Origin of the sequence: Rummeliibacillus pycnus (genome assembly GCF_044359855.1) — a bacterium.
Classification (GTDB): Bacteria; Bacillota; Bacilli; order Bacillales_A; family Planococcaceae; genus Rummeliibacillus; species Rummeliibacillus pycnus_A.
Map to the genome: position 1 here is coordinate 4,090,495 of NZ_CP132291.1, position 15,480 is coordinate 4,105,974.

General features: G+C 34.6%; 11 protein-coding genes and 1 other annotated feature. Of the genes, 6 read left to right on the top strand and 5 right to left on the bottom strand.

The genetic code is table 11. From position 1 onward, the window contains the following. Positions 1–897 precede the first annotated feature (897 nt). A complete protein-coding gene (locus Q8X41_RS20090; RefSeq protein WP_397538025.1) occupies positions 898–2,091 on the top strand; it encodes a NupC/NupG family nucleoside CNT transporter in 1,194 nt (397 codons plus the stop codon). A gap of 372 nt (positions 2,092–2,463) precedes the next feature. On the opposite strand, the gene Q8X41_RS20095 is transcribed toward Q8X41_RS20090, so the two are convergent. The 3 genes from Q8X41_RS20095 to Q8X41_RS20105 form a co-directional block, all read right to left on the bottom strand. Beyond that, positions 2,464–2,628, bottom strand: a complete 165-nt coding sequence (locus Q8X41_RS20095) for a hypothetical protein (protein ID WP_397538026.1) — start codon at positions 2,626–2,628, stop codon at positions 2,464–2,466. A 450-nt stretch (positions 2,629–3,078) separates the two neighbouring features. After that, positions 3,079–4,083, bottom strand: a complete 1,005-nt coding sequence (locus Q8X41_RS20100) for an HAAS signaling domain-containing protein (RefSeq protein WP_397538027.1) — start codon at positions 4,081–4,083, stop codon at positions 3,079–3,081. Next, positions 4,080–4,418, bottom strand: a complete 339-nt coding sequence (locus tag Q8X41_RS20105; RefSeq protein ID WP_397538028.1) for a PadR family transcriptional regulator — start codon at positions 4,416–4,418, stop codon at positions 4,080–4,082. The genes Q8X41_RS20100 and Q8X41_RS20105 overlap by 4 nt, the downstream gene beginning before the upstream one ends. Before the next feature lie 329 nt (positions 4,419–4,747). On the opposite strand from Q8X41_RS20105, the gene Q8X41_RS20110 reads away from it, so the two are divergent. The 3 genes from Q8X41_RS20110 (at position 4,748) to ileS (ending at position 11,771) form a co-directional block, all read left to right on the top strand. Next, the gene (locus Q8X41_RS20110; RefSeq protein ID WP_397538029.1) at positions 4,748–6,517 is read left to right on the top strand and encodes a glycoside hydrolase family 3 protein; all 1,770 of its coding nucleotides are present in this window, start codon (positions 4,748–4,750) and stop codon (positions 6,515–6,517) included. Between the two features lie 74 nt (positions 6,518–6,591). After that, positions 6,592–8,199 carry a serine hydrolase gene (locus Q8X41_RS20115; protein ID WP_397540312.1) on the top strand — a complete coding sequence of 536 codons (1,608 nt, stop codon included), beginning with the start codon at positions 6,592–6,594 and terminating at the stop codon, positions 8,197–8,199. Positions 8,200–8,405: 206 nt separating this feature from the next. Beyond that, positions 8,406–8,647, top strand: a binding site (T-box leader). 61 nt (positions 8,648–8,708) lie between these two features. Continuing rightward, positions 8,709–11,771: an isoleucine--tRNA ligase gene (gene ileS, locus Q8X41_RS20120; protein WP_397538030.1), complete on the top strand. Its 3,063-nt coding sequence runs from the start codon at positions 8,709–8,711 to the stop codon at positions 11,769–11,771. A gap of 160 nt (positions 11,772–11,931) precedes the next feature. On the opposite strand, the gene Q8X41_RS20125 is transcribed toward ileS, so the two are convergent. Continuing rightward, complete coding sequence (locus tag Q8X41_RS20125) at positions 11,932–12,309, bottom strand: hypothetical protein (protein WP_397538031.1); 378 nt, start codon at positions 12,307–12,309, stop codon at positions 11,932–11,934. Positions 12,310–12,422: 113 nt separating this feature from the next. Continuing rightward, the gene (locus Q8X41_RS20130) at positions 12,423–14,093 is read right to left on the bottom strand and encodes a hypothetical protein (protein ID WP_397538032.1); all 1,671 of its coding nucleotides are present in this window, start codon (positions 14,091–14,093) and stop codon (positions 12,423–12,425) included. 269 nt (positions 14,094–14,362) lie between these two features. Between Q8X41_RS20130 and Q8X41_RS20135 the strand changes: the two genes are divergently transcribed. Both Q8X41_RS20135 and Q8X41_RS20140 read left to right on the top strand, forming a co-directional pair. Beyond that, positions 14,363–14,791, top strand: coding sequence for a MaoC/PaaZ C-terminal domain-containing protein (locus Q8X41_RS20135; protein ID WP_397538033.1), 429 nt, complete (start codon positions 14,363–14,365; stop codon positions 14,789–14,791). Positions 14,792–14,910: 119 nt separating this feature from the next. Then, entirely contained in the window at positions 14,911–15,105 is a 195-nt protein-coding gene (locus Q8X41_RS20140) for a hypothetical protein (protein ID WP_397538034.1), read from the top strand. Positions 15,106–15,480 lie beyond the last annotated feature (375 nt).

Consider the following 15,480-nt stretch of genomic DNA (forward strand, 5'->3'; position numbering starts at 1 on the left):
ATCCCTTTGTCCGCAGTTATTTGTCAAAAATTGCACTTCAATTCTTCATAAAAAGATAATTTCATTATAATAGAATTTTGTTCATAAAAATTTAAAAAAGTTTTTTCTGAAAAAAATGAAAATTAACTCTTATGTATCAAGATTTTGAGCTATTGGGAAATAAAGGGGAAAGAAAATTATTATTTCCTATTCAAATCAATTTTATAATTCGATGTTTAGCATAAAAATGTGAACATAATAAATTTGAATAAACGCTGTTTCATTCCATATCCTATAGAATATTTCTAATGGAGCGAAAGACGGCGACTCCTGCGGGAAGAGCAAGCGAATCAAGACCCCGCACGAACGAAGTGAGGAGGAGGCTTGATGCTTGCCCGGGGAAAGCGGCCGTCTGTAGCGGAATGAAGAGCTAATCTTTTATTCTAATCAAGCAAATAATGTGTTCGTATTTTTTATCTAGAAATACAATTATGGAATTGATTCATTCTTGAATAAACATAAATGATAAGTGATTGATTAGAAACATGAATTTGTGGAATAACTAATATTGTAGAGAAAATTAATTTTTGTACATTATAAAAGTTAGTCGTCTGACCTTTAAGAATTTTCAAGTTAATTTTATTATTGCGACTAAATGATAAAATATTGATAATTCAATTTGCGGAGTGTAATATTCTTATCAATTAAACAAAAGTATTTCCTTGTATTGAATCATTGATGGAATGATTGTTAATACTTAGAATCCTTCATTACTTAACTACAGGAAAGTTTGAATAAAAGTAGTTTTTCAAGTGAATTGGACTATTTTTACTCTGACGCGCTTACTTTTCATTCTTTCAATTGTGAAAAATGTAAGGGCTTTTTTGTTGCTTATTCTTATAGCCAGGAGTTGCTTATATGTATTTTTTATTGAACATGTTGGGGTTAATTATTGTTATGGGAATCGTATTCCTATGCTCGCCTCGCAAGAAAGAAATACAATGGCGTGCCATTGTTACAATTCTTATAGCTGAAGTACTGATTACGTGGTTTATGTTAAAAACGACGATCGGTGGTTGGATTATTAATAAGATTGCCGACTTCTTTAATTGGCTAATTAAGTGTGCAAATGAGGGGATTTCATTTGTTTGGCCAAGTGCTTTAGCACATCACAATGTGGACTTTTTCTTCAGTGCATTGGTGCCAATTATTTTCATTGTTACATTCTTTGATATTTTATCTTACTTCGGTATTTTGACTTGGATTATTGATAAAGTAGGTTGGGTAATATCTAAAGTATCAGGATTACCAAAATTAGAAAGTTTCTACTCTATCCAAATGATGTTTTTAGGAAACACGGAAGCATTAGCTGTTATTCGAAATCAATTGGATAATTTAAAAGAGAATCGTTTACTTACTTTTGGGATTATGAGTATGAGTTGTATTAGTGGATCTATTGTAGGCGCTTACTTATCAATGGTTCCAGCGACGTATGTTTTCTGTGCGATTCCGCTAAACTGTTTAAACGCTTTGCTTGTTGTCAATATGCTGAATCCAGTTGACGTTCCAAACGAAGAGGATATCGTTTATAAACCAACTAAAGAAGAGAAGAAGGATTTCTTCTCAACCATTTCTAACAGTATGCTAGTTGGTATGAACATGGTCATCGTTATTGCGGCAATGCTTGTTGGCTATGTAGCTTTAACAGCTGCAGTGAATGGAATTTTAGGTTTAGTAGTTCATGGATTAACGATTCAAAAAGTCTTTTCGTACATCTTTAGTCCATTTGCATATTTGCTTGGTTTACCCACAAAAGATGCTATGTATGTTGCAGAACTAATGGGGATGAAATTAGCAACCAACGAATTCGTTGCTATGATAGATTTAACGAAACATATTCATTCAATGGCTCCACATACTGTTGCGGTAGCAGCAACATTCTTAACATCATTTGCGAACTTCAGTACAATTGGTATGATTTACGGCGCATTTAGCTCACTTTTAAACGAAAAGAAATCAGCGATTATCGGTAAAAATGTGTGGAAACTTCTTATCAGTGGTATTGCTGTTTCATTATTAAGTGCAATGCTTGTAGGATTGTTTATTTGGTAAAAGCGGTACTTTACACTGGGAAAATTCACAGTCTACACAGTTCTTTAACATTTTCTTGCAAACCAATAAGAAAGCACTTACAAAGTATTTTTTATAATAAGAGGACAACAAGGCAATCAGTCCTCAATTTAAAAACAGCTACCTTCTCATAGTGAAGGTAGCTGTTTTTTATTTGGAAATAAAGCGATTGAAAGCCCCGTAGGAACGTATTTAAAGGAACAAAGTCCAAAAACGCCACGTCCTGCGGCAACGGCTTCGTTATCAACATCGTGTTTGGAAGAGGAGATTGAAGGCAAGCCCGTGGAAAGCGCCGTCTGTAGCGGAACAGGAATCGAAAGAAAAGATTTAATCATAAAAAAAGATGGAGTCAGATTAAATAATCTGTCCATCAATAATAATTTGACCGGTCTGGTGGTCGTATTCAACTTCTCCCATCGCACCAAGGTTAACACCTTCTGGTAATTCTCTTGTTTCAATAACTTGTGATTCATTTAAGATGGCTAAATACTTGCCATTTATTAAAACTACTTTTGTCATAATTCCGCACCTCCTTTTTCATTTCATCAAAAAATATATTTTATATAATATGTACTGGATTAGTTAAAATATGACCATTATTAATAACTATTTTTTTCAACTTGTATGTCTGTTAATTGAAACTATCCAGAAATAAATTTTTCATATTAAACTAATCAAAAATGGGCAAGTAAATATGGGGGAAATATCAAAAATTTGAACTGTGTTATTAACCTAGCAAATACCTAAACAGGAGATCGATTACTATTCGAAATAAAAAGTGCTACTAAAATGGGAGAGGAAGAGGAGGGAAAGCGCAATTTTTCTTGAAATTAGAAAGGGGAGAAGAACTCCCCTGAAATGATCTGGTAATAATTTATGCGGGATAATTGAAAATGTATATGCAATTGTCTATTTTCGGTCATTTATGGATTTAGATATGAAGGGGAGGTAATCGTACGATATTAATAATTAATTCATTTTTATTTTAGCCTTGCGGAAACCTTCAAATACACTGATTGCTGCAAATAAAATAGAGATGGAAATTCCGCCGCTAACTATCCGTGTTTCAAATTGATTAACTGTTATGGTAAATAAATCAGCTATATACGTAATAAAATCTTGGCTCATCAGATTCGGATTTGTTAGGATAACAATGAATACAATGGTTGAAATAAGCTCGAATGCAGTATTACAAATTGCTATTCCTTTTGTCCATTGCCCCTTTATTAATTTATAAAGAGCTAATGCTATTTCGATACCAATTACAACAAGAACGATTGGCCAATATCCAAGTAAAACTTCCTGATTAAAAGTTGGAGTCACCAATTCAAGTCCGTTTCTTCCGCGTTCATATACACCTACAAGATGATTCGCATAAAAGTAAATAGTTGACCAAATCGCAGTCCACATTAAACTTCCAAATACTTCGCCTTTTGAAATCGTTTTTTTCTTAGGGACATAGGGGATATTTTTTAAATCATCAGGAGTCCATTTTTTAAGGCTTGCTGTTAATGGCTGCTCATCTCTTTCTTTATTTGATCTTTCTAAAATAGCAAACACAAGTGTTAGCCAAAAGAATACTTGGATCGCTACTTCAATGATGGTATCTATTCCTTTGCCCAGAAGCCTCCAAATAATATTAATAACCGCTTGTTCTCCACTATATCCAATTAAATATACGGCAATCATTGAAATTAACGAAATGACAGCGGCAATCGGTAAAATCATTTTTAGAAGCGTCACATATACATCAAAATAGCGTGGACCAATTAAGTGCATTGGCTGATCTCGATAACCACTAGCCAACGTGACTGGACTCCCTAATTTTTCAAGAACCGCCTTTACATTTTCTTCATTGTAATCATCAGGTAGCATATCCTCTATGGTGGACCGTAACTCAAGTTTAATATCTTCACGATTATTTTCAGGAAGTCTCTTAGTAACTTCTTTTATATAAATATCAATCAGATTCATTTATCTTCCTCCTCGTCTAATAATCCGTACAGAACTTTCGAATTTTTTATCCATTCCTTTTTTAACTGCATGAAAATTTCTAATCCATATTCACTTAAAATATAATATTTACGAGGTCTACTCTCAGCAGTATCCCAACTACTCGATACTAACTCTTGTTTTTCTAATCTGCGAAGCAAAGGATATAATGTACTTTGGTCAATTGAAACACCTGATTTTTCCAATGATTGAACGAGTGAATATCCATATTGGGGAGTTTGTAATTGACTTAGAACAGCTAAAGTCAATGTCCCTCTCCTAAGCTCTGTCGTTAATGAATTCAATAAAGTGCTCATACACCACACCCACCTCCTTGTTTATTTACTATATGTGATACAGTATACTCACATACTATGTGTCGTACACTAATATTGTTACAACATTAATTGAAATTAATTTTTTTCTATGAAAGATGGATCGACACGTCAACATCTAAAACTAACTGATAAGCATACTAAGTTACTATCATTAGTCATAGTTCCAATATTTATGAAAAACTTCACGAAATAAATTTAAATATTATAAATTTTCTGATAAAATGATACAAAGTTGAATAGATCAATATATATGAAGTGTTAGACTTGAAAGTGAAAGGACTAAAATATTGAGCAAAGGGGTAGATTAAATGGAGAAAAGGGTTGTTATTTTCATTTTGACACTAATGCTTTTTTTTACATTATCAAATGTTCCTATGTCTCAAGCGAAGAAAAATTCAAATGGTAATGAGGAAAGAATGGCAAAAAAGTGGGTTAAAGAGAAAGTAAAGCTCATGACAATAGAAGAAAAAGTAGGACAACTTTTTATCGTACATGCTTACGGAAAAACACCTATTGATCCAGATTATGATGCAATCAACATAGAGAAGAAACGTGGCGGGGCAAACTTTAAGGAAATTATTGAGAAATATCATATTGGTGGCGTCATATACTTCAATTGGTCTCAAAACATTGGAACCCCTGTTGAGCTGAGTCAGGTACAATCATTGTCAAATGGATTACAAGAAATTGCTCTTAAACAAGGGTCAAAAATTCCCTTATTCATCTCTACAGATCAAGAGGGGGGAGTTGTTGCACGTATTACAGAACCTGCTACCGTATTCCCAGGTAATATGGCACTTGGTGCAACAAGATCTGCAGATTTAGCAGGGAAATCAGCTGAAATTATGGGATTAGAATTAAAAAGCTTAGGCATTAATATGGACTTTGCTCCTGATTTAGATGTAAATGTAAATTCAGAAAATCCAGTAATCGGTGTGAGATCCTATTCTGAAAATCCAGATCTAGTTGCTTTATTAGGAATCCGCCAGGCCAATGGGCTTCAAAGTCAAAATATCATTGCAACCGGAAAGCATTTTCCAGGTCATGGAGATACAAATGTAGATTCACATTATGGCTTACCGATAGTGAATCATAATCTGCAAACATTAAATAATGTGGATTTAAAACCATTTAAAAAAGCCGTTCAAAACGGCATTGATGCCATCATGACGGCGCATATAGTTGTTCCGGCTCTTGATAACTCTGGGCTTCCTGCGACTTTATCAAAACCAATTATGACAGGGGTCCTTCGCAAACAATTAGGATATGATGGGTTAATTATAACCGATAGTTTAGATATGTCCGGGGCAAATGTTTTGCCAATGGATGAAATACCTAAAGTAGCATTTCAAGCGGGAGCAGACATTTTACTTAATCCACCAGATGTAGAAATCGCATATAATGCCGTGCTAAAAGCTGTAAAGTCAAAAGAAATAAGCAAACAACGATTAGATCAGTCTGTCTCTAGAATTTTACTTGCAAAATATAAACGTGGAATTATTCAACAGCCTTTCGTTAAAAAAGAAGCAATAGGTAGCATTGGAGTATCTGAAAATTTAAAGATCGCAGATAAATTGACTGAAACTAGCATTACATTAATTAAAAATGATCATCAAATATTACCGCTACATAAGGGGAAAAAAATTTTAGTAACAGGACCAACAGTCGCAAATTCAGAAAGATTAGCTACGTTTCTCTTAGAAAAAGGGATGAATTCAATTGATTCTATTACCGGTACAACCCCTTCTTCTGTTCAAATTCAAACAGCAGTGACTAAAGCTCAAAATGTGGATGTTATTATTGTGACGACCTATAATGCCAATACGAATAGTGCACAACAATCACTCGTAAAAGCTTTGAAACAAACAGGAAAACCTGTTGTTGTAGCATCTATGAGAAACCCTTATGACATTATGGCCTTTCCAGAAGTAGATGCAAATATCTTGACATATGGTAATCGTGATATATCAACACGAGCGCTAACTAAAGTATTAACAGGGGAGATTCAACCAAATGGAAAGTTACCCGTAACAATACCTAAACTATATGATTTTGGATTCGGGCTGCAATATAAATAGGGGGGATTCGTTTGAAAACGTGGTTATGGAAAACATGTTCAATTGGCATAATAAGTGCGACATTTTCATTAGGAATTCTAGACTTTACTAATGCATCAAAACTTAAAAAAATTGAGGTGAACTATCAGTATGATAAATTTTCATGGGATCATCCAGGTTCATCAGCACAACTTATACGTGATGGTAAACCAAAGGATGCAGGAATGGTTGAGGCACCTTTGAACGAAATCGATCAAGTTATTCAAAATGCATTCAACCAAAAAGTGATGCCTGGTGCAGTTGTTTCAGTTACAAGAAAAGGTATCACAGTAAAAGAGCAAGCATATGGATATGCCTACCGATATTTGGATGATCAATTTACTGAAGCAGACCAACCTATTCTAATGAAACAAGATACTATTTTCGATATTGCCTCGATTAGTAAGATTTTTACTACCATTGCAGCAATGCAATTATATGAGAAAGGAAAATTTCAACTCGACGACCCAGTAGCAAAGTATATACCTGAATTTGCAGAAAACGGGAAAGAGAATGTTACAATTCGTCAACTGATGACCCATACATCTGGATTTGAACAAGGAATCGAGTTATATAAAATGAGAGCATCTAGAGAAGAGCGCTTAAAAGCCGTTTTAAAACATAGTCTTGCGAATCCACCTGGTTCGAAGTATACGTATAGTGATTTAAATATGATTACATTGGGTGTTCTTGTTGAAAGAATGACAGGGCAAAGACTGGATGAATATGTTAAACAATATATTACGGATCCATTAGGTATGAAAGATACTATGTACAATCCTGACATTTATTTACAACCTAGAATTGCTGCTACAGAATATCAGCCGTGGACTGGAAGAGGCATTGTATGGGGGCAAGTTCACGATGAAAATGCATGGGCTTTAGATGGTGTAGCTGGCCACGCAGGCGTGTTCTCTACCGCGCATGATTTAACAATTTTAGGACAGATGTTTTTAAATGATGGAAAATATGGTAAAGCGCTCATTTTAAAACCTTCGACGGTTAAATTAATGGAGCAAAATATGAATCAAGCGTTTCCTGGCAATGACCATGGTCTTGGATTTGATTTAAATCAAGGATGGTATATGGATGGATTAACGGATGTGAATACAATAGGGCACACAGGTTATACAGGAACTTCTTTAGTCATTAGCCCCAAAAATAAAGCCATCGTTATCTTGCTAACCAATCGTGTACATCCAACACGTAATACCGAATCTATAAATCAAACGAGAAGACTTGTGGCAAGACAGGCTGCAGATGCCATCCCAGTCGCTATTCCAGGAAATAAAAATGCATGGTTTGCCGGATATGGTGACCAAAAAAATGCCATATTACAGGCTAAAGTGAACATTCAAAAGCCGTCCGTTCTTTCTTTTCTAACGTGGTACCGAATGGAAGAAGGTTCGGATATCGGAAATGTTGAAATATCTTTAGATGGAACAACATGGAATGAGCTTGGATTCTTTACAGGAGCTAGTGATCAATGGCAAGAACAGTCTTACCAAATACCAGAGGGAACGAAGTTTATTCGCTTCCGATATACTACTGACAGCACTGTAAATGAAAGAGGATGGTATGTGTTGCAACCTCAAATTAAAACGGATCAAAAAAACATCGCACCTGAGTTTACAAGTACTGATTGGGAACTAAGGAATCGGTGATATAAGAATCAACATAGAGGATCCAAAGAGGAGTTTTAGTCGGGATTTCTTAAACAAAAACTTAAAAATGTGAACTGCAAGCTGGTCTTACTATTTCGATGAAGAGTGAAATTCACATGGAATAAATCTATAATTCTTAATTTTAAGTAATTTGAATTTGACTTTTGGCAATTGCTCCATTTATAATTGTTTATTAATAAAAGCATACAAATTCGTGGAAGAGAAAGAGTAGTTATTTGTATTGATCAACAGAGAGCTGATGTGTGGTGTGAATCAGTGTTCAAACAAACAATGAAAATCGTCTCTGAGATAGTTGGCTGAATGGACAGTAAGTCAACTCGGGGTTCTACCGTTAAAAGGAACGCGTATGATTGTACGTCGCTGAGTGCTATTGAGATCGGATTTATTCAATAGAATTAGGGTAAACGCGGGTAACACCGTCCCTTTCTTTGCGAAGGGGGCGGTGTTTTTTGTATGCCTTTTATACAAATGTATAGGAGGAATTACAGATGAAAGAATCAGCTTTTGAACGAGAAACTAGAGTAAGAGAGCGTTGGCATGACGCACATACATTTGAGAAGTCCGTTTTTAATCGAAAAGGTAAGAAACCCTTTGTTTTTTACGAAGGACCACCAACAGCAAACGGCATGCCACATGTTGGTCATGCGTTTGGTCGTACAGTGAAGGATATCGTATCACGTTATAAAACAATGCAGGGGTACTATGTGGAGCGTAAGGCTGGTTGGGATACTCACGGCTTACCTGTTGAACTTGGAGTTGAGAAAGAGCTTGGCATCTCAGGCAAACAAGAGATTGAAGAATATGGTGTTGAGAAGTTTGTGAAAAAATGTAAGGAATCCGTCTTTCGCTATGAAAAAAAATGGCGTAGCTTTACTAAGCAATTAGGCTACTGGATTGATATGGAGAATCCTTATGTGACACTTGAAAATGATTATATTGAATCGGTATGGGCAATTTTAAGCCATGTTCATAAATCTGGAGAGCTTTACAAAGGCCATCGCGTTTCACCGTATTGCCCAAGTTGTCAAACATCATTGAGTTCACATGAAGTGGCGCAAGGGTATAAAGATGTAAAAGATTTATCAGTAACTGCTATGTTTAAACTAGTTGGAAAAGAAAATGAGTATTTTCTTGGATGGACGACGACGCCTTGGACTTTACCTGCGAATGTGGCATTAGCAGTACATCCAGATTTAACATACGTACGTGTGCAACAAGACGATAAAATTTACATTGTCGTGAAATCATTAGTATCAAAACTATTTGGTGAAGATATGACGGTTTTAGATGAAAAGTACGGAAAGGATTACGAGGGAACAAAATATGTGGCACCACTTGATTTTGTCAAAGTTGAAAAAGGTCATGAAGTCGTGTTGGCAGACTATGTTACTGAATCATCTGGTACTGGTGTTGTACACATCGCACCTGCTTACGGTGAGGATGATTATAAAGTTGTTCAAAAAAATAAACTTTCCTTTGTCAATGTTGTGGATGGGCAAGGACGATATACAAAAGCAGTTCCTCCACTAGAAGGACGATTTGTAAAAGATTGTGATGTTGACATTATTAAAATGCTTGCAGAGCAAGGCGTATTGTTTGATAAGGAAAAATACGAGCATAGTTATCCGCATTGCTGGCGCTGTGATTCACCACTTCTTTATTACGCAACAGATAGTTGGTTTATTAAAATGTCCGATCATCGTGATGAATTATTGAATTTAAATGCAGAAGTGGATTGGTATCCTCATCATATAAAGGACGGTCGATTCGGAAACTTCTTAGAAAATGTGATTGATTGGAATATTAGCCGAAATCGTTATTGGGGTACACCATTAAATGTTTGGCAATGTGATTGCTGCGGACATGAGGTAGCACCGGGGAGTATGGAAGAGCTGAAGCAGCTTTCAAAGAATCCTATAGTAGATATTGAGCTGCATAAGCCATATATCGACGGAGTAGTTGGTTGTTGTCCAAACTGTTCTGGAGATATGCATCGTACTCCTGAAGTAATTGACGTATGGTTTGATAGCGGCTCCATGCCATTTGCACAGCAACATTATCCATTTAATCAGGACATTAAGTTTGCAGAGCAATTCCCAGCAGATGTCGTCATCGAAGGCATTGACCAAACACGTGGATTTTTCTATAGTCTTTTAGCAGTTTCTACTTTATATAAGGGGCAGGCTCCATATAAAAGTGTATTATCCCTTGGTCATGTGTTAGATGGTGAAGGACGCAAAATGTCGAAAAGTAAGGGGAATGCGTTAGATCCAGTTGAGATGATAGAGCAGTACGGTGCAGACGCACTTCGCTGGTCATTTATGACGGACAGTGCACCGTGGAATCCAAAGCGCTTTTCACATAAAACTGTCCAGGAAGCGAAATCTAAATTTGTTGATACACTTGATAACGTCTTTCATTTCTATCAGTTATATGCAAATATTGATGGTTTTCAATATGATGTTAGAAAAAAAGGTGTCCGTACAAAGCTAGATGAATGGATTCTTTCCCGCATGAATCATACAGTTCAAGTTGTTGAAAAGGCGATGGAAAAGTATGATTTTACTCAGGCGAGTAGAGAAATTGGTGAGCTTTTGGAACAGATTAGTAACTGGTATATCCGTCGTTCACGCGCTCGTTTCTGGGCAAATGGACTATCTGATGATAAGATTGCTGCATACAGTACTTTATTTGAAGTATTAACAACTGTAAGTAAGCTTGCAGCACCTTTTACACCTTATATTACAGATGAAATTTATACTAAATTGACAGGGGAATCTGTACATTTAGCCGATTATCCAAAGGTTCATGAAGAGGAAATTCAGCTTCAACTTGAGGATGAAATGGCAGCAGTACTGAAGATTGTGGAGCTTGGAAGAAGAATTCGAAATACGGAGGGTATTAAAGTAAAACAACCTTTAGCTACGATGAATGTAGTAACACCAAATTCAGGACTCGAATCATATTCAACTATTATTCAGGATGAATTAAATATAAAGCAAATTCAATGGGTGAATAGCTTAGATGAGTTCCTGACTGTCGAGTATAAGCTCAACTTCAAAACAGCCGGAATGGCATTTGGCAAAAACGTGAATAAGATTAAGGAACTTGTAACACATCTTGAGGAAGATCAGAAAACAACCTTTAAACAGGAAGGAAAGCTTGAATTTACATTAGATGGTGCACTGTTGACATTACTTAGTGAACATATCCTTAAGGATGTTCATGTACCAGAAGGATTTGCTTTAGCAGAGGAAGCACAATTTGAAGTCTTGGTAGATATTCGATTAACAGAGGATTTAAAACAGGAAGGTCAAATCCGTGAACTAATCCGACAGGTACAAGAAAAACGGAAACATCTAAACCTACCAGTCGAGCAATACATTGATCTTGCATTTAAAGGGAATACAGTAGTCATTGAAAGATTCACAGAGCTATTAAAATCCTCGCTATTAGTGAACAACCTTTATTACAATGAAAGTATTGAAGTAAAGGAAACTTTTGATGTGAAGATTGATGGAGAAAAGGTACAAGTGGGATTGGTGATATAAAAGGAGCTAAGAGCAATATGCTCGAGGTTTATACCGTAAAGAAACTCGTAGAATAACGAGTTTCTCTACGGTCTTTTTTATTTAGGCTCTGTAAATAATTATTGTTGATATAATAAAAAATAGAGAGGACACTGTTTTCTTCAATGTCCTCTTTTGGCAATTACTTGTTTATTTCTTTTAGAATAGCGGGAACAAGTTCCTTTTTAAAAACAAACTTGTAAGATTGATTATCTTTTAGTGTTATTTGAACTGCTCCATTTAGTAGACCATTTGCGTCTTTACATTCAGTTATATCAGAACGATGTATTCCAATAGCGAGCTGAATGTCCAAATTTATTTGTTGTTTATAGACAAGTAATCTTTGGTCTGTAATAGCTAATACCATTGGCATATTCTCTTTTGTAAGCCAAGAAATTTCAGGAAGAAGTTTCATTACCCAATTAGTAGGGGCCGTTCTTCCAGCGATGACATCAATAATTTGTTCGTTTAGTTCTAAATCCTGTTTAACTCTTTCTTGATATTTAACAGCGACACTCATTTTTTGTCTCCTCACAAATTGTATTTTATTTTTAATACGTTCTAAGAGAATGATTTGTTTCATTAATTGTAAATAAACAACATTCGACTATCATTTTTCTTATTGTAGGAATCTTACTTACTTTCTTTTATTTCTTCCCATTCATTCTGCTCGGTAAAATACTCAGCTAATTTGGTTGCTTTGATTGTGATGTTTTCTGGATAATTCAGTATTTCAAGAAGCTTAATAGCATTTCTTGTCTTCGATGCTCCAGGATGAATTGTATAATCAAAATAAACTTTGCCATTTTCAATTGATTCACTAAAGTGATAATTCTCATAGACACTACTAGCCATTACAGTTAGTTCAATATCATGTGAAGCAATGATATTCATGCCTTTGTTTAAAGAAAGCCATTCCATTATGGAGGCTGATGCTGCTATTCTTTCAATTGTGTTTGTCCCTTTCAGTATTTCATCAATAAATGATATACACGGTTTACCTTGTTCACACAATTGAATAATACGTTTAAGTGATTTGATCTCAGCTATAAAGTAGCTGTCTCCATCTAGTACATTATCCTGAATTGCCATTGAAGTTACGATATAACTTGGTTTCATTGTCCAGCTTTCTGCTAAAACTGTATTAATTGTTTGTGCCAAGATCGCATTAATAGCAATTGCTTTAATATACGTTGATTTTCCTGATGCGTTTGACCCTGTAATGAGTGTACTCTTGCCTAATATCGATGAATTTGTCACTGGATTTTTAATAAGTGGATGAAACATATTCTTGAACGAAAGTTCCTCTTTCTTCACAAAAGTAGGGGTACAATATTCATTATGTGATTTACGGTAAAATGCAACAGCTATTGCTGCATCCAGTTGCCCAATCAGTTCCCATAATTCACGGTATTCTACTTTATTATTTGAAATCGTTTTAATGATATTGTTGTATGAAATAAAGTCCAATAAAAATATTATTCGAATATACTCAAAAAAAGCATCGATATCTCCTTCGCCTCTACCAATTGAAGCTAGTCTGTCCAAAAATAAAACCTTTTTGATTGGTTCCACATTTTTCTTAAACTTGTTTGCTAAGTTTGTAAATTGTGGGTTTTTAACAGAAGCAAAGCGTTTCCCAGTGTGAATGATGGATGCTATATAAGATATAGAATACAAACTATTTTCTAATTTAAGTTTGTTTTTATAGTATATTGTAGTGTTCATTAGAAAAGATCCTATTAAACTCAGAATCCCGTATTTTAGGTTGAAAAACATCAGAAAAATCGAAGCAAATGGTAATAATGCGAGAAGTACATAAATAGCTGCATACTTAATTTTACTGTACTCTTCATAGAAAAATGAAGAAGAGTTTGTATAATCCTTTTTTCCAAGTCCGGATAGTATTAATAGCATCTCTTCCCTTAAGGCCTGATTGTTTTCAAGTAATTTATACAGTTCTTCTTCATCTTGTATATTTTCATGAGTTGGATCTATATCTCGAAGCTGATTAAATAAATATTCTGATCCGACCGAAGTCTGCGTGTAATTAATTTTTTGGAAAACATTGTGCATATCTAAATCATCCCACGTCAACTGGTCAACACCGTCATAATTGGGATTATTATTTTTTTTATTTTCCCAGTACATTGTTACGGATTGATCATCTTCACTACGTTGAAAAAACTCTCCGGACTCCCATTCTTCCCTAAATTTTTTTAGTTTTTTCTTATTTTTCGTTAATAAGTGGTATCCCCCAAATACAATTGCAACTATTATTAATGCAATAACTAAATATCCCAACTTCTTAATCACTCCTAATAGCCCACTAAGAGAACTGTTAATTTGTGTTATTTTACAAAATCTATTTTATCAAATACTTTCTTATAAATGTAAATTAGTATCGCTATTTTAATTTTATGGTAAAAAAGCTGTGTAATAAACTATTTACAATCTGTAAAGTATTCTAAACAGCAGTCGTTAAGGAAGCTTTACAATCTGTTTTTGTATTCTTAAATAAGCCATAAGAGTAAATTATTTGGCATGGTAATTGCAAGATATGGATTGAGGTGATGAAATTGAAATTTAATGAGATAATCATTGGACAAAAGTTTGAGACAGAATCTTATAAGATGAAAAAGGATGAAATTATTTCCTTTGCCTTACAGTTTGATCCACAATATATGCATATTGATGAGGAAAAGGCAAAACAAAGTAGATTTAGAGGACTTATTGCTTCAGGGCTACATACGATTAGCGTTTCCTTTAAGCTTTGGACGGATTTAAACGTATTGGGTGACAATCTCATCGCTGGGACAGGGATTGATCATTTAAAGTTTGTTCAACCAGTATTTCCTGATGATGTCCTTTATGTCACGACTGAGGTTATTAAAAAGCAAGAAAGAAAGGAAGATGGGGAAGTTACTTTGCTTTTATTGTCATTTAAAAACGATGGCGAATTGGTATTAAAAGCAGATATTTCTGCGTTAGTTTCAAAATAACAGGGGGATATGCAAAGATTGACGACGAATTGGGAAATTTAAATAAAAAGTAATAAAATGTTATTAAAGGAATTGTTGTGTATAATATAAACTATAGTTATTACAAAGGGGGAATTCGCATGAAGGAAAATAAAACATCAAGTGAGAATGAAATTTTCAACCCTTTAAAATCAGATAATGAGGCAATGGGTTTTCCATCTAGTAATAAGAAATGGCATTTAAAACAACAACCTAAAGGTATTAGATATATTGGCTATACGATTATTACATTTTTTATCATCATATTTTTAACAGTTCTTATTTTATATTTATAAACAACAATAAAGATTAACATAGCATAAAAGAACCGAAAACATAAAGGGATGGAGCGAGCGTATCGTTTCATCCTTTTATGTTATCTACCTGTTAAACACAATTGTTAATATAACTTAGATTTAAGAGGAAATTTATAAATATCAATTCAAATTTTTATTAATGGAAAAATGATTACGCTGGTAGTAAAAAACAATCAAGACCAAGGTATTAATTTTGAAATAAGAGGTAATATCGGACGTGAAAAGTTAATTACTCTTGCTAAATCCTATTTACACAATTAGAGAAGAAGAGTAATTTACTTTAAACTTTATAAAAAGTTGATTGGAGTGAAGGGTGGTGACTCCTGTGGGATTAGCGTGAAGCTTGAGACCCCG